This window comes from Bradyrhizobium sp. STM 3809, from assembly GCF_000239795.1.
Classification (GTDB): Bacteria; Pseudomonadota; Alphaproteobacteria; order Rhizobiales; family Xanthobacteraceae; genus Bradyrhizobium.
In genome coordinates this window covers 1-15,120 of the sequence record NZ_CAFJ01000308.1, presented here as the reverse complement: position 1 = coordinate 15,120, position 15,120 = coordinate 1, and the positions used below count along the sequence as shown (strand labels likewise).

Below are 15,120 nucleotides of genomic sequence, written 5' to 3'. Positions count from 1 at the left end.
GAAATTGTTGCGCCGCTCCTTGAGCCGCGGAAACATCTGGTAGACGCGCTCGATGGTCCACGGCCCGGGCTGCGCCACCGCGGTCATGTTCTCCTCGACCGTCAGCGAACGGAAGATGTTGCGCTCCTGCGGCACCCAGCCGATCCCGGCGCGGGCGCGCTGATCGGCGCGCAAGCCGGTGATGTCGGTACCGGCCAATGCGAGCCTGCCCTGGAAGCGGCGGGTGACGCCGACGATGGAGTTGATCAGCGTGGTCTTGCCGGTGCCGTTGCGGCCGAGCAGCGCCAGCACCTGACCTTCCGGCAGCTTCAAGGACATGTTCGGCAGCACGACCGCCTGGCCGTAGCCGGCGCGGAGGTTCTCGATTGAAAGCAGATCGGTCATCACGCGGCCTCGCCGAGATAGACCGCCTTCACCTGCGGATCGCGCGCGACCTCGTCGGGGGCGCCCTCGACCAGCAGCGCACCGGAGACCAGGACCGAGATGCGGTCGGCGAAGGAGAAGACGAGATCCATGTCGTGCTCGATCAACAGCACCGTCACGTCGCGCGGCAGCGCGGCGACGGCGGCAAGGATGTCCTTGCGCTCGCCCTCGGGCACGCCGGCGGCAGGCTCGTCGAGCAGCAGCACGCGCGGCTTGGCGGCGATCGCGACCGCGATCTCCAGCAGGCGCTGCTTGCCATAGGGAAGCGTCGAGGTGCGGTCGTTCATCACGTCGAGCAGGCGGAAGCGCTCCAGGGTGTCGGCGATTTCGGCATTGATGTCGTCGCGCGTGCCCATGCGTCGCCACCAGTTGCCGCCGCCGCCGAGCCGCTCCGACACCGCAAGCCCGATGGTCTCGAGCGGGGTCAGGTCCGGATAGAGCTGGTTGATCTGGAAGGTGCGCGACAGGCCGCGCAGCACGCGCTTGTGCACCGGCAGATCGGTGATGTCCTGGCCCTCGAGCAGGATGCGCCCCGCGCTCGGCTCGAGCACGCCGGTCAGCTGATTGATCACAGTGGTCTTGCCGGCGCCGTTCGGGCCGATCAGCGCATGCCGCGCGCCGGGCCTGATCTGCAGCGACAGATTGCGCGTGACGTGGAGGCCGCCGAAATGCTTGTCGAGGCCGCGCGTTTCCAGTGCGTAGGTCATGGCGCCTCGTTGTCGGTGAGGACCACCGCGGCCTTGCGGCCAGCGATCTGCTTGAGGATCAGATTGGGCAGCCACAGCGCATAGGCGTGGATGCGGTGGCGGCCGACCATCACGATGACCACCAGCACGAGGCCGATCCAGAACATCCAGTATTGCGGCGTGATCCACTGGAAAAGTTCCTGCAGCATCCGAAACACGGCCGCGCCGATCAGGCCGCCATAGAGATAGCCGGAGCCGCCGATGACCAGCAGCAGCACGAGATCGGCGGAGCGCTCGAACGCGAACACGTCGAGCGAGGCGAGCGCCGTCGTCTGCGTGAACAGCGCCCCGGCAATGCCGGCATAGAATGCCGCGACGGTATAGATCGCGATCAGCCGCTTGTTGACGGGAATGCCGATGGCCGAGGCACGCAGCGGGTTGTTCTTGATCGCGCGCAGCGACAGGCCGAACGGCGAGTGCACGATGATCCGCGCCAGCAGGAACAGCACGAACAGCACCGCCAGCGAATAGAAGAAGCCGGTCCTGCCGAACATGTCGAAGGCGAACACGCCGAAGATCGGCTGGATGTCGATCCCCTGCAGGCCGTCGGTGCCGCCGGTGATGTTGGAGAAGCGCTCGGCGAGCGCTTCCATCAGCAGCGCGATGCCGAGGGTCACCATCAGCCGCGTCAGGTCGACGCCGCGGATGACGAGGAAGCTGGTGGCGAAGCCGAGCACCGTTGCGGCAAGGCCGGCCACGATCAGCGCCAGCACCGGCTCGTTGATGATCCCGTGCACCGAGAGCAGCCCGGCGCAATAGGCACCGACGCCGAAGAAGGCGGCGTGGCCGAGCGAGACGATGCCGGCATAGCCGAGGATCAGATCGAGCGACAGCGCGAACAGCGCCAGCCGCAGGATCTCGGTCATGATCAGGTAGCGCGACGGAAAGGCGAGGCCGACCGCCAGCACGACGATCCAGAAGGCGAACTCGCTCCAGTGCCAGCGGCCATGCTGCCTGGCGTGGAAGCCGACTTCGGTTTGTGCATTCGTGGTCATGCGATCCTCACCGCGTCGCCGTGCGACCGAACAGGCCGTTCGGGCGCCAGATCAGGATCACGATCATTATGGTGTAGATGACGAAGGGGCCGAGCTTCGGCACGTAGTATTTGCCGGCGACGTCGCCGATGCCGAGCAGCAGCGAGGCCAGGAACGGGCCGGTGATCGAGGACGAGCCGCCGACGGTGACCACGATCAGGAAGTAGATCATGAACTTGAGCGGGAAATACGGGTCGAGGCCGAGGATCTCGGCGCTGAGCGCGCCGCCGAGGCCGGCGAGGCCGCAGCCGAACGCGAAGGTGAAGGCGAACACCTGCGGCACGTTGATGCCGAGGCCGCTGGCGGCGCGCGGATCATCGACCGCGGCGCGCAGCCGGCTGCCAAACCGTGTCTTGGACAGCACGAGCTGCAGGCCGACCGTGAGCAGTCCGCAGATCACGATGATCATCAGCCGGTAGCGGCCGATGCCGACGCCGAAAATGTCGAACTGGCCCTGCAGCACGTCGGGCAGCTTGATGAAGATACGCGACGAGCCCATGATGTAGTCGACGGTGGCCACCGTCATGAACACCAGCCCGATCGAGAACAGCACCTGATCGAGATGGCTGCGCGCGTAGAGATGCTGGTACAGCGTCCGCTCCAGCACCGCACCGATCATCGCGCTGGCGACGAAGGCCAGCGGCAGCGCGGCGAAGAACGGCCAGCCGATCCGGTTGACGAGCACGGCGCAGACATAGCCGCCGGCCATGGCGAAGGCGCCGTGCGCCAGATTGACGAAGTTCATCAGGCCGAGCGTCACGGCGAGCCCGCAGGCCAGCACGAACAGCAGCATGCCATAGGCGACGCCGTCGAACAGGTTGGTGAGGATGGCGGTCATGAGAAGGGAGCGAACCGGGTTGGAGATCGTCATTCCGGGGCAGCGCGGCGCGCTGAACCCGGAATCTCTTCCGTCATGTCGAGATCCCGGGTTCGCCGGCGCTTTGCGCCGACGCCCAGGGATGACGCTGCTGAAGCAGCGTCACTTCTTCGCCTTGCCCGGATCCTTGACGGCTTCGAAGGTCTGGAACTCGACGTTGTAGAGCTCGCCGTCGACCTTCTCGACCTTGCGAATGTAGACGTTCTGGACGATGTCGCGCGTCTCCGGGTCGATCGAGATCGGGCCGCGCGGGCTCTCCCAGGCCATGCCCTTCATTGCCGCGAGCAGTGAATCGCCGTCGGTCTTGCCGTCGGCCTTCTTCAGCGCCTCGTAGATCAGGTGGATGCCGTCATAACCGCCGACCGCCATGAAGCCGGGACGGCTGTTGAAGGCCTTCTTGTAGGCCGCGACGAACTCCTTGTTCTTCGCCGACGGATGCGCCGCCGAATAGATATGGGCGGTCACCGCGCCGAGCACGGCGTCGCCCATGTCGTTGAGCAGGTCGTCGTCGGTCACATCGCCCGGGCCGATGACCTTGATGCCGCTCTTGTCGAGGCCGCGCTCGGCATATTGCTTCATGAAGTTGCCGCCCTGGCCTGCCGGGACGAACACGAACATCGCGTCCGGCTTGGCGTCCTTCATGCGCTGCAGGAACGGCGCGAAGTCCGGGTTCTGCAGCGGCACCTTGACTTCCTCGACGATCTCGCCGCCACCGGCGGTGAAGCGCTCTTTGAACGAGGCCAGCGCGTCGTTGCCCGGCGCGTAGTCCGAGGTCAGCGTCGCGACCTTCTTGATGCCGTTCTTGACCGCCCAGTCGCCGATGATGGTCGAGGACTGCGGCAGGGTGAAGCTGGTGCGGACGATATAGGGCGACTTCTCGGTGATGATCGAGGTGCCGGCGGCCATCACGACCTCGGGGATCTTGCCCTGCGTGGCGAGCGGCGCGGCGGCGAAGGCGGCCGGCGTCACGCCGAAGCCGGCGATCACGTTGACCTTGTCGTTGACGATCAACTCCTGCGCGAGACGCTTGGTGTTGTCCGGCAGCGCCGCGTCGTCCTTGAGGATGACCTGGATCTTCTTGCCCGCAACCGTGTCGCCATTCTGCTGCATGTACAGCTTGATGGCGTTGTCGATCTGCTTGCCGGTCGACGCCTGGCCGCCGGTCATCGGCACGATCAGGCCGATCTTGAACACGTCCTCGGCCCGCGCCGCACCGGACGCGAGCGCCGCGGCCATGGCCGCACTGGCAGCGAGCGTCAGTGTCTTGTTTCGCACGAACATTGAAACCACCTCCCTGGTCGGATCAGGACCGAAAGTCCACCGTCCATTGCTGTCTCACCGGTGCGATGTCTTTCACGATATCGCGCGCGCATCGCTGCGGACTCGGCACGGTATTGTCAATGGCGTTCATGGGAGCGTTCGTGGACGGTAAGTTTCCGGAATAGATCACCGCCTTTTAAAGGTATAATATTACTCCGACTTCGAACGGTCAAATTTTGCCATTTGATGGCAAGCCGCTAGGGTCGCGGCGGCGACAATGAAAGGTGCTCCCTCAATGCCGGCTCGGACTGTCTTTGGCGCGAGATCGCTTGCCGCGATGACCGTGCTGGCCGGGGCTGCGCTGGTTTTGGCCGGCTGCTCGTCGATCAACGAGAAGGTCGGCGCCGGCATGGGCGACCTGATGCCGCATTGGGCCGGCGGTCTGCCGGCGGACGCCCCGCCGAGGCCCGGCACCCCCGAATATGCGCGCTTCATGCAGGAGCGCGAACGGCAGCGGCAGTTGCCGGCGGCCGAACGCGACAAGGAGACGCAGTCCGACGCCAAGGTGCAGGCGACCACCCCTGCCCGCTGACAGGCTGCCGACACTGCTCCTGCGACCGCGATTTCAACCCGATTGAGCCGCGATAGGAACATCCCGCCACGTCATCTCTTGACCCAGCCCGGTAAGAACGGCCGGACGGACTGGCGTGGGCAGACACCTCAATCACCCCCAAAGCATCGTGATCGGCGGCAACGGCCTGGTCGGCAGCCATCTGCTCGACCAGCTCGTGGCGCGGGGCGAACGTCCCTTGAGCGTCTGCCGCTCAGCGCCTGGGCGGTCCGACGTCGATCATCTCGGCGGAGACCTTTCGGACCCCGAGCCTCTCCGGCTTCCCGCGACCGGTACATTGTATTGCGCCACGCACGCGACCTCGCTGGCACCGGCACTTCCGCAACTGCTCGCGGCCGGTGTGGCGCGGGTCGTCGCTCTGAGCTCGACCAGCGCGCTCACCAAGGGCAGCAGCGAGATCGCCTCTGAGCGGGCCGCCTGCAAGTCGCTGGTCGATGCCGAGCAGGCGATCATCGAAGGTTGCGAGCGGCGCGGCGTCGGCTGGACCATTCTGCGGCCGACGTTGATCTACTGCGAAGGACAGGACCGCAACGTCACGCTGCTGGCGAGCCTGATCCGTCGCTTCCGTGTCCTGCCGCTGGTCGGCGGCGGCACCGGCCTGCGCCAGCCGGTCCATGCCGAGGACCTCGCCGCGGGAATGATGGCGGCGGCAGCCGCCCCCGCCCGCGGCCAACCGGATCTATGCTCTGGGCGGCGGCGAGACCCTCACCTACCGGGAGATGATCGGACGGATCTTCGACGGGCTCGGGCTGCGGCGGCGGACGCCGTCGATTCCCGCAGCGGCATGGCGCCGGCTGTTTCCGTTGATTGCGCCGCTGTACCCCGAGGCCAATGTCGCGATGGGCCTGCGCATGACTCAGGACATGGCGTTCGACGCCCGGCCGGCGATCCGCGATTTCGGCTGGGCCGCCCGCGACTTCCGTCCGCGCTTCGATCAATCCATGAAGACGACCGTCTTCCGGCCGTTGAGGATGACGCGATCCTCGAGGTGATAGCGGATCGCCCGCGCCAGCACGCGGCGCTCGATATCGCGGCCCTTGCGCACGAGATCCTCCGGCGTGTCGCGGTGGCTGATGCGCTCGACGTCCTGATCGATGATCGGGCCCTCGTCGAGATCACGGGTGACGTAATGCGCCGTCGCGCCGATCAGCTTGACGCCGCGCTCATAGGCTTGGTGATACGGCTTGGCGCCCTTGAAGCCCGGCAGGAACGAGTGATGGATGTTGATGCAGCGGCCGGACAGGCTCGCCGACATCTCGTCCGACAGGATCTGCATGTAGCGGGCGAGCACCACGAGATCGGTCTTGGTGTCGTCGACCAGCTTCAGGATCGCCTGCTCCTGGTCGCGCTTGGTCTCCTTGGTGACCGGCATGTGGTGGAACGGGATGTCGCCGAAATCGAGCCCGGCATAGGTCTCGCGCGGATGGTTGGAGACGATCGCGGTCGGGATCATCGACAGGTCGCGGGTGCGCCAGCGATAGAGGATGTCGACCAGGCAATGGTCGAACTTCGACACCAGCAGCATGACGCGACGCTGGCCGGCGCGGTCGCGCATCTGCCAGTCCATCGCGAAGCGCTCGGCGATCGCCGCGAAGCCGGTCTGCAGCGCCGGCAGGTTGACGGCGAGATCGGCAGCGGTGAACACCACGCGCATGAAGAAGTGACCCGTCTCGAAATCACCAAACTGCTGGGCGTCGAGAATGTTCTGGCCGTTATGGGCAAGGAAGGTCGAAACGGCCGAGACGATCCCCGGACGATCCGGGCAGGACAGGGTCAGGACATACTGGTGGTCGGACATGGCGATGATGGACCGGCAGATGAGAAGGATGAATGATGCGGCGGGCCTGGCGGCCGGCTCTCGCCCTGCTCTATCACCCTCCGCGCCCTTGCGCCAACGCTCGGCGAGGGGGCAGGATGAACAAAACATCACCTCTCCTCGTGGAGCATGGCCATGGCCGACCGGCTGACCGGCAACCGCATCCTGATCCTGGAAACCCGCGAGGAGGCGCAATTCTCGCGGCTGCTCGCCGAGCAGGGCGCGGACGTGCTGCAATGTCCGATGTTCACGATCCAGGACGCACCGGACCCGGCGCCGATCGAGGCCTGGATCCGCCGCTGCATCGACAGGCCGTTCGACGATCTCGTGCTGATGACCGGCGAAGGACTCCGGCGGCTGATGACCGTGGTGCGGCGAATCGGTGTGGAAACCGAGTTCGTGGCCGCGCTCGGCAAGGCCCGCAAGTTCACCCGCGGCCCCAAGCCCGGTCGCGCCTTGCGCGAGCTCGGCCTCGAGGCGCAGGTGACGACCGAGAAGCCGACCTCGGACGGCGTCGCCGAACTGCTGGGTCGCTACGACCTGAAAGGTCATCGGCTCGGGCTGCAGCTCTATCCCGACAAGGATCATTCCGCGCTGATCGGCGCCATCAAGGCTGCCGGTGCCGAGGTCGATGCCGTGCTGCCTTACGTCTACGACGCCAAGGCGGCCGATGCGAACATCCTCACCGCCATCGACGAGATGACCGCCGGCAAGGTCGATGCCATCGCGCTGACGAGCTCGGGCCAGCCGCGACGCCTGTTCGATGTCGCCAAGGCGCACGGCGTGGAGGATCGGCTGCGGCAAGGCCTGGCGCGCACGCAGATCGCATCGGTCGGGCCTGTCGTGACGGAGGAGTTGGCCGCGCATGGCCTGTCGCCATCGATCACACCGGCGGGCGATGCCTATTTCATGAAGCCGCTGATCTCGGCGATGGCCACGGCGCTGGGTGTGAAGGCGTAGCGCACGGCCAAACGACAAGTGTCGTCCCGGGCTTGACCCGGGACCCATACCGCGTGATGTCCGAAACAGGCAGGCGGCCCGTCCCACGCGTCTCACGGCGCTCGGTGGCTATGGGTCCCGGCTCAAGGCCGGGACGACGGCGGAGTGTTAGGCGGCCGCCTGCCCCGTCTCACGCAGGAACGCCTGATAGGCGCGCGCGATGCCGTCCTCCAGCGAGGTGGTCGCGCGCCAGCCGAGCCTGGTCAGGCGCGAGACGTCGAGCAGCTTGCGCGGCGTGCCGTCGGGGCGCGAGGGATCGAAGCCGAGGCGCCCCTGATAGCCGACGGTCGCGGCGACGACGCGGGCGAAGTCGGCGATGGTGATGTCCTCGCCGGTACCGATGTTGACCAGCTCGCGATCCGAATAGGTCTTCATCAGGTGCACGCAGGCGTCCGCCATGTCGTCGACATAGAGGAACTCGCGCCGCGGCGTGCCGGTGCCCCACACCACGACCTCAGGTGCATCAGCCAGCTTCGCCTCATGGAAGCGGCGGATCAACGCGGCGACGACGTGGCTGTATTCGGGATGATAGTTGTCGCCGGGGCCATAGAGATTGGTCGGCATCACGTTGATGAAATCGGCTCCATACTGGCTGCGATAGGCCTCGACCATCTTGATGCCGGCGATCTTGGCGATCGCATAGGGCTCGTTGGTCGGCTCCAGCGGCCCGGTCAGCATCGCATCCTCACGCAGCGGCTGGGCGGCGAGCTTCGGATAGATGCAGGACGAGCCGAGAAACATCAGCTTCTCGGCGCCGTTCACATGCGCGGCGTGGATGACGTTGGTGGCGATGGCGATGTTGTCGTAGATGAACTCGGCACGCAGCGTGTTGTTGGCGACGATGCCGCCGACCTTGGCGGCGGCGAGGAACACGACCTGGGGCTTCGCGCGCGCGAACCATGCAAACACCGCGGCCTGGTCGCGCAGATCGACCTCGCCGCGCGACACGGTCTGCAGTTCGACGCCCTCGCTTGCCAAGCGCCGCACCAGCGCGCTGCCGACCATGCCGCGATGGCCGGCGACGAAGACCCGCTTGCCATGGAGATCAAAAGGCTGGGGACGAAAAGGCGGGAGATCAAAAGGCGTGGCCACGGGTCGTCTCCTGCCGCGCCGTGCTGAGATCGCTCGCAACCATCTCCTTCACCAGTTGCGCGAAGCTCGTCTTCGGCGTCCAGCCCAGCTTGTCGCGCGCCTTGCTGCAGTCGCCGACGAGCAGATCGACCTCTGTCGGCCGGAAATAGGTCGGGTCGATGCGCACCAATGTCTTGCCGGATCTGCAATCGATGCCGGTCTCCTCGACGCCCTCGCCGCGCCATTCGATGCGACGGTCGACCTCGGCAAAGGCGAGCTCGACCAGCTCGCGCACCGAATGGGTCTCGCCGGTGGCCAGCACGTAGTCGTCCGGCGCATCGGCCTGGAGAATGCGATGCATGCCTTCGACATAGTCGCGGGCATGGCCCCAGTCGCGCTTGGCCTCGAGATTGCCGAGATAGATCGTCTCCTCCAGGCCGGCCTCGATCCGGGCGACGCCCCGGGTGATCTTGCGCGTGACGAAGGTCTCGCCGCGGATCGGGCTCTCATGGTTGAACAGGATGCCGTTGCAGGCGAACATGCCGTAGGCTTCGCGATAGTTCACCGTGATCCAGTAGCCGTAAAGCTTGGCGCAGCCATAGGGCGAGCGCGGATAGAACGGCGTGGTCTCGCGCTGCGGGATCTCCTGGACCAGGCCATACAGCTCCGAGGTCGAGGCCTGGTAGAATCGCGTCTGCTTCTCCATGCCGAGAATGCGAATGGCTTCCAACAGCCTGAGCACGCCGAGCCCGTCGGCATTGGCGGTATATTCCGGGCTCTCGAAGCTGACGCCGACATGGCTCTGGGCGGCGAGATTGTAGATCTCGTCGGGGCGGATCTGCTGCACCAGCCGGATCAGGTTGGTGGAATCGGTCATGTCGCCGTAATGCAGCAGGAACGGCACGTTGTCTTCGTGCGGGTCACGGTAGAGATGATCGACGCGCGCGGTATTGAAGGACGACGAACGTCGCTTGATGCCGTGGACGGTGTAGCCCAGGCCGAGCAGATATTCGGCGAGATAGGCGCCGTCCTGCCCCGTCACACCCGTGATCAGCGCCACCCGGCCTCTGCAGTCCTGGCCCACCATACCGTCTCCAACGCACTGCCCCGGCCGTCGGAGCCGCGGGTTCCGAACGACCAGTCCATAGCCGGGGCGAGCGGTCAAGTCCCAGCAGCAAAGCCGCACGAAATCAATCCGTTAACGGAGAGATCTAATCCCCGTAGCAGCGCAGCCGGTCGAGCTCGAGCACCGTCACGCCGCCATATTCGACCCGCAGCAGACCCTCGCGCTCCAGCGTCTTGAGGCACTGATTGGCGTTCTGCCGCGACAGGCCCGACAGCGCCCCGATCTCCTCCTGGGTGATCTCCAGGTGGCGCGTCGTGTTGGGGTAGAGGATCGGATTGAACAGCGAGGCGATGCTGCGCGCCAGCCGCGCCGTCGCATCCAGCGTGCGGCCGACCTCGACGAGGCCGATGAACTGGCCGAGCCGCTCGTTGAGCTGAGTGACAAGGAAGCGGTTGAAGCCGACGCTGTTCTCGAACAGCCACATGAAGGTCGGCCGCTCCATCAGCGCCGCGCGGGTGTCGCGCAGCGCCACCACGTCGTAGCGGCGCGGCTCGTTCTTGAGCACGCTGCCCTCGCCGAACCACGCGCCCGCCGACATGCCAGCGAAGGTCGTCGCCTTGCCGCTCCGCGACACCGTGCTCATGCGCGCCAGCCCGGTGACGATGCCAGTCCAGTATTCGAACTGATCGCCGCGGAGGAAGATGTGCTCGTTGGCCGCAAAGGAGCGCTCGACGACGCCGGCCGCGGCGACGTCGATCTCCTCGGGCTTCAGATGGCGCGACCAGGGCGCGATGCGCAGCAGGGTGTCGGAAGCAATCAAGCCGTCATCTCGTCGTGTCGAATCTCACGGCGATCATATTGCATTGCAACAACACCCCGGTGAATTTTGCCTGGGAATTGTCAGGCACAAGACAGTTCCTGATAGCGCTTTCTCCTATCCAGGACCACCGCATTCGATGGCCGGATCCGACGCCAATGGCTTCGAGATGCGTCAAAATGCGCCCACCGGGGCGACCCGTCATTCGTCGGATGGCGCGGAACCTGCCCCCGGGATAGGATTGCGACAAAGCGACGAATTCAACGTCGCGCGACACGATGCCTTGAGAGAGCGCGCCAAGCGCCGAGAGACGGTTCGGGAGGACGACTTGGACTATACGTTGGAAGCGCGCGGAGTCTCGCTGCGTTTCGGCGGGGTGAAAGCCCTGACCGACGTCAGCTTCGGCGTGCGCGAGGGCGAATTGTTCTCGATCATCGGCCCGAACGGCGCCGGCAAGACCTCGATCGTCAACTGCATCTCCGGCCGCTACAAGCCGACCGAGGGCCGGCTGTTCCACAGGGGGCGCGACATTACCGGCCTGCCGCCGAACGCGCGCGCCAATATCGGCATCGGCCGCACCTTCCAGAACCTCGCGCTGTTCCACCATATGAGCGTGCTCGACAACATCATGGTCGGGCGCCATCACCTCCTGAAAAACAACTTCCTCACGGGATCGCTGTACTGGCTCACCGGCGCGCGGCGCGAGGAGCTGAAGCACCGCGAGAAGGTCGAGCAGATCATCGATTTCCTCGACCTGCAGTCGGTGCGCAAGGCGCCGGCCGGCACCCTCTCCTACGGCCTGCGCAAGCGCGTCGAGCTCGCCCGCGCCATGGCGCTGGAGCCGCATCTCATCCTCCTCGACGAGCCGATGGCCGGCATGAACTTCGAGGAGAAGGAGGACATGGCCCGCTACATCGTCGATCTCAACGAGGAATACGGCATGACGGTCGTGATGATCGAGCACGACATGGGCGTGGTGATGGACATCTCCCACCGCGTCATGGTGCTCGATTTCGGCCGCAAGATCGCCGAGGGCGATCCCGCCGCCGTGCTTGCCGATCCTCACGTCAAGCGCGCCTATCTCGGCGAGGAGGACGAACTGCTCGTCGATCCCGACGAGGCGCCGTCCATCGCGGAGGACGCGGCATGATGGACTATGCTGGCCGCGTGACGCAGGCCGACACCTATCCAAAGCTGCTGCGCCTGAACGCCAGAGAGCACGGCCAGGAGATCGCGCTGCGCGAGAAGGATCTCGGGCTGTGGCGGACCTTCACCTGGGCCGACTACCAGGCGCGCGTGCGCGACTTCGCGCTCGGCATGGTCGAGCTCGGGCTCGGCAAGGACGACGTGATCGGAATCATCGGCGACAACAGGCCCGACTGGGTGGCTGCGGAGATCGCGACGCACGCGATCCGCGGCCACAGCCTCGGCCTCTATCGCGACGTGCTCGACGACGAGGCCGCCTATCTCCTGAACTACGGCGAAGCGCGGCTGGTGTTCGCCGAGGACGAGGAGCAGGTCGACAAGCTGCTCAACCTCGCCGACCGCGTGCCGGCGCTCAAGCACATCATCTATTCCGACCCGCGCGGCATGCGGAAGTACGACGATCCCAGGCTGATGCCGGCCGACAAGCTCGCCGGGCTCGGCCGGGCGCGGGCTGCGCGCGAGCCCGATCTGTACGACCGGATGGTCGATGCGACCGTCGGCGACGACGTCGCCATCCTCTGCACCACCTCCGGCACCACCTCGCATCCCAAGCTGGCGATGCTGTCGGCCGCGCGGGTGCTCAAGCACTGCGCCACCTATCTCGCCTTCGACCCCAAGGGACCGGAGGACGAATACGTCTCGGTGCTGCCGCTGCCCTGGATCATGGAACAGGTCTACGTGCTCGGCAAAGGCCTGCTCTGCCGGATGAAGGTCAACTTCGTCGAAGAGCCCGACACCATGATGAACGACTTCCGCGAGATCGCGCCGACGTTCGTCCTGTTCGCGCCGCGCGTCTGGGAGCAGATCGCGGCCGATGTGCGCGCCGCCGTCATGGACGCCTCGCCGCTGAAGCAGCGGCTGTACCACATGGGCATGTCGGCCGGACTGGCCGCGCTCGACAAGGGCCAGCATTCGAGCTTCGCCGACATGCTGCTGTTCCGCGCCTTGCGCGACCGGCTCGGCTTCACCCGGCTGCGCTCGGCCGCCACCGGCGGCGCCGCGCTCGGGCCCGACACGTTCAAGTTCTTCCGCGCCATGGGCGTGCCGCTCCGCACGCTGTACGGACAGACCGAGCTGCTCGGCGCCTACACGCTGCATCCGGACGACAAGGTCGATCCGGACACGACCGGCGTGCCGATGGCCGCGGACATCGAGATCAAGATCGATCAGCCGGACAGCCAGGGCATCGGCGAGATCATCGTCCGCCATCCCAACATGTTCCTCGGCTACTACAAGAATCCGGACGCCTCGACCGCCGACATCAAGGACGGCTGGATGCATTCGGGCGACGCCGGCTATTTCAACGACGCCAAGCAGCTCGTCGTCATCGACCGCATCAAGGACCTCGCCGAGACGTCGCGCGGCGAGCGCTTCTCGCCGCAATATATCGAGAACAAGCTGAAATTCTCGCCCTATATCGCGGAGGCCGTCGTGCTCGGCGCCGGCCGCGAGCACCTCGCGGCGATGATCTGCATCCGCTACTCGATCATCTCGAAATGGGCGGAGAAGAACCGCATCGCGTTCACCACCTACTCGGATCTCGCCTCGCGCAACGAGGTCTATTCGCTGCTGCAGAAGGAGGTCGAGACCGTCAACGCGCATCTGCCGCCGGCGCAGCGCATCGCCCGCTTCCTGCTGCTGTACAAGGAGCTCGACGCCGACGACGGCGAATTGACCCGCACCCGCAAGGTGCGCCGCAGCGTCATCAACGAAAAATACGCCGACATCATCGACGGCATCTATGGCGGCAAGCCGGCCATCCCCGTCGACACCGTCATCCGCTTCCAGGACGGCACGACGCAGCGCATCCGCACTACGCTGAAGGTGGTGGATCTCGGCGGCCACGGCGCCATGGCGGAGGCGGCGGAATGATGCGGCTGCTGCTCCTGAACTCACATCGCACAGAAGCGACCACGCCATTGGTCGTCATGCGCGGGCTTGACCCGCGCATCCATCCTCTTCCGACAACGCCTTTGAAGATGGATCGCCGGGTCAAGCCCGGCGATGACGAACACAGACCTGGGCAACAGCAAGCGCGACTGCGCATGATTGCGCCCTCTCCCCCTGTGGGAGAGGGCAGCACTGCCGGTCGACACGAGCGCGGTCGGGTGAGGGGTCTCTCGCCTCTTGCTCGCCCGCGGAGACACCCCCTCACCCGGCTGCGCTGCGCGCAGCCACCCTCTCCCGCAAGGGAAGAGGGTAAGAGCCCCGATGGCGCAACACATCCGGTCGTCATGCGCGGGCGTGACCCGCGCATCCATCCCACTGCGAAAAATGCGGATATCAGAGCGCGATCCGTAGGGTGGGCAAAGGCGCAAAGCGCCGTGCCCACCGGCTCGCATAGAACTCAGCTCATGGTGGGCACGCTTCGCTTTGCCCACCCTACAAGCCCTCTCGCCAGGGATCGCCGGGTCTGCCCCGGCGATGACGAGTGACTCCGATCATGAACACCGCCTTCCTCATCCAGCTCCTGGTCAACGGCCTCGTGGTCGGCACGCTCTATGGCGTGGTGGCGATGTCGTTCGTGCTGATCTACAAGGCCACCCAGGTCGTCAATTTCGCGCAAGGCGAGCTGCTCCTGATCGGCGCCTGGGTGTGCTGGACGCTGCTTACCAAATTCCAGGTGCCGTTCTGGGCCGGCATGCCGCTCACGCTGATCTTCATGTTCGCGTTCGGCATTGCGGTGCAGGTCGTCATCCTCCGGCCGATGATCGGCGAGCCGATCATCTCCGTCATCATGGTGACGATCGGCCTCTCGACCGTGTTCCAGGCCGCGCTCAAATGGATCTACGGCGTCAACCCGCAGCCGTTCCCGCCGGTCTTCGCCAGCAAGGCGGTCGACATCTTCGGGCTGCAGATCCAGACCGTCTATGTCATGAGCCTGGTCGTGTCGCTCTTGATGATGCTCGGCATGGCCTGGTTCTTCAAGGCCTCGAAATACGGCCTCGCGATGCGCGCCACCGCCTTCAACCAGCAGGTCGCGCAGTCGCTCGGCATCTCCGTGAAGAGCGTGTTCGCGATGGCCTGGGCGATCTCGGCGACCGTCTCGGCCGTCGCCGGCGTCGTCGTCGCCGTGGTCAACGGCGTCTCCTCGGGTCTGTCCGCCTACGGCATCAAGGTGTTCCCGGCGGCGATCCTCGGCGGCCTCGACTCCGTCGGCGGCGCCGTGCTCGG

The 15,120-nt window shown here is 65.8% G+C and carries 14 protein-coding genes and 1 pseudogene; 6 read left to right on the top strand and 9 right to left on the bottom strand.

The features are described 5' to 3' along the window. The 5 genes from BRAS3809_RS17175 to BRAS3809_RS17155 all read right to left on the bottom strand — a co-directional run. The coding region (locus BRAS3809_RS17175) for an ATP-binding cassette domain-containing protein (protein WP_035656549.1) at positions 1-384 on the bottom strand (384 nt) is incomplete at its 3' end. Continuing rightward, positions 384-1,130, bottom strand: a complete 747-nt coding sequence (locus tag BRAS3809_RS17170; protein ID WP_008963369.1) for an ABC transporter ATP-binding protein — start codon at positions 1,128-1,130, stop codon at positions 384-386. The genes BRAS3809_RS17170 and BRAS3809_RS17175, both read right to left, overlap by 1 nt. Then, positions 1,127-2,164, bottom strand: coding sequence for a branched-chain amino acid ABC transporter permease (locus BRAS3809_RS17165; RefSeq protein ID WP_008963368.1), 1,038 nt, complete (start codon positions 2,162-2,164; stop codon positions 1,127-1,129). Before BRAS3809_RS17165 ends, BRAS3809_RS17170 begins: the two co-directional genes overlap by 4 nt. 7 nt (positions 2,165-2,171) lie before the next feature. After that, on the bottom strand, positions 2,172-3,041 hold the full coding sequence (locus tag BRAS3809_RS17160; protein ID WP_008963367.1) for a branched-chain amino acid ABC transporter permease: 870 nt from the start codon (positions 3,039-3,041) through the stop codon (positions 2,172-2,174). Between the two features lie 141 nt (positions 3,042-3,182). Continuing rightward, positions 3,183-4,361, bottom strand: a complete 1,179-nt coding sequence (locus BRAS3809_RS17155) for an ABC transporter substrate-binding protein (RefSeq protein ID WP_008963366.1) — start codon at positions 4,359-4,361, stop codon at positions 3,183-3,185. 316 nt (positions 4,362-4,677) lie between these two features. On the opposite strand from BRAS3809_RS17155, the gene BRAS3809_RS17150 reads away from it, so the two are divergent. Both BRAS3809_RS17150 and BRAS3809_RS37705 read left to right on the top strand, forming a co-directional pair. Further along, a complete protein-coding gene (locus BRAS3809_RS17150) occupies positions 4,678-4,932 on the top strand; it encodes a hypothetical protein (protein WP_240535697.1) in 255 nt (84 codons plus the stop codon). Between the two features lie 115 nt (positions 4,933-5,047). Further along, positions 5,048-5,584, top strand: a pseudogene (locus BRAS3809_RS37705) (NAD-dependent epimerase/dehydratase family protein); the annotation flags it as partial. Between the two features lie 321 nt (positions 5,585-5,905). Here the strand turns inward: BRAS3809_RS37705 and purU are convergent. After that, the gene (gene purU / locus BRAS3809_RS17140) at positions 5,906-6,769 is read right to left on the bottom strand and encodes a formyltetrahydrofolate deformylase (protein WP_008963363.1); all 864 of its coding nucleotides are present in this window, start codon (positions 6,767-6,769) and stop codon (positions 5,906-5,908) included. Between the two features lie 153 nt (positions 6,770-6,922). Between purU and BRAS3809_RS17135 the strand changes: the two genes are divergently transcribed. Further along, positions 6,923-7,747 (top strand): uroporphyrinogen-III synthase, encoded by an 825-nt coding sequence (locus BRAS3809_RS17135; protein WP_008963362.1) that lies wholly within the window; start codon positions 6,923-6,925, stop codon positions 7,745-7,747. A gap of 147 nt (positions 7,748-7,894) precedes the next feature. Here the strand turns inward: BRAS3809_RS17135 and fcl are convergent, their stop codons facing one another. From fcl to BRAS3809_RS17120, 3 genes are all read right to left on the bottom strand, one after another. Continuing rightward, entirely contained in the window at positions 7,895-8,878 is a 984-nt protein-coding gene (fcl, locus tag BRAS3809_RS17130; protein WP_083839116.1) for a GDP-L-fucose synthase, read from the bottom strand. Further along, complete coding sequence (gene gmd, locus BRAS3809_RS17125) at positions 8,862-9,944, bottom strand: GDP-mannose 4,6-dehydratase (RefSeq protein WP_085963506.1); 1,083 nt, start codon at positions 9,942-9,944, stop codon at positions 8,862-8,864. Before gmd ends, fcl begins: the two co-directional genes overlap by 17 nt. 124 nt (positions 9,945-10,068) lie before the next feature. Next, the gene (locus BRAS3809_RS17120; RefSeq protein ID WP_008963359.1) at positions 10,069-10,743 is read right to left on the bottom strand and encodes a Crp/Fnr family transcriptional regulator; all 675 of its coding nucleotides are present in this window, start codon (positions 10,741-10,743) and stop codon (positions 10,069-10,071) included. Between the two features lie 325 nt (positions 10,744-11,068). On the opposite strand from BRAS3809_RS17120, the gene BRAS3809_RS17115 reads away from it, so the two are divergent. The 3 genes from BRAS3809_RS17115 to BRAS3809_RS17105 form a co-directional block, all read left to right on the top strand. Next, positions 11,069-11,890 (top strand): ABC transporter ATP-binding protein, encoded by an 822-nt coding sequence (locus BRAS3809_RS17115; protein WP_035644545.1) that lies wholly within the window; start codon positions 11,069-11,071, stop codon positions 11,888-11,890. Continuing rightward, positions 11,887-13,818 (top strand): long-chain fatty acid--CoA ligase, encoded by a 1,932-nt coding sequence (locus BRAS3809_RS17110; RefSeq protein ID WP_035656545.1) that lies wholly within the window; start codon positions 11,887-11,889, stop codon positions 13,816-13,818. The genes BRAS3809_RS17115 and BRAS3809_RS17110 overlap by 4 nt, the downstream gene beginning before the upstream one ends. Positions 13,819-14,389: 571 nt before the next feature. Continuing rightward, on the top strand, positions 14,390-15,120 hold a 731-nt coding region (locus BRAS3809_RS17105; protein WP_035656543.1), incomplete at its 3' end, for a branched-chain amino acid ABC transporter permease.

Coding starts and splice junctions, on each gene's coding strand:
- BRAS3809_RS17170 (WP_008963369.1), bottom strand. CDS start 1,130: ATGACCTACGCACTGGAAACGCGCGGCCTCGACAAGCATTTCGGCGGC.
- BRAS3809_RS17165 (WP_008963368.1), bottom strand. CDS start 2,164: ATGACCACGAATGCACAAACCGAAGTCGGCTTCCACGCCAGGCAGCAT.
- BRAS3809_RS17160 (WP_008963367.1), bottom strand. CDS start 3,041: ATGACCGCCATCCTCACCAACCTGTTCGACGGCGTCGCCTATGGCATG.
- BRAS3809_RS17155 (WP_008963366.1), bottom strand. CDS start 4,361: ATGTTCGTGCGAAACAAGACACTGACGCTCGCTGCCAGTGCGGCCATG.
- BRAS3809_RS17150 (WP_240535697.1), top strand. CDS start 4,678: ATGACCGTGCTGGCCGGGGCTGCGCTGGTTTTGGCCGGCTGCTCGTCG.
- purU (WP_008963363.1), bottom strand. CDS start 6,769: ATGTCCGACCACCAGTATGTCCTGACCCTGTCCTGCCCGGATCGTCCG.
- BRAS3809_RS17135 (WP_008963362.1), top strand. CDS start 6,923: ATGGCCGACCGGCTGACCGGCAACCGCATCCTGATCCTGGAAACCCGC.
- gmd (WP_085963506.1), bottom strand. CDS start 9,944: ATGGTGGGCCAGGACTGCAGAGGCCGGGTGGCGCTGATCACGGGTGTG.
- BRAS3809_RS17110 (WP_035656545.1), top strand. CDS start 11,887: ATGATGGACTATGCTGGCCGCGTGACGCAGGCCGACACCTATCCAAAG.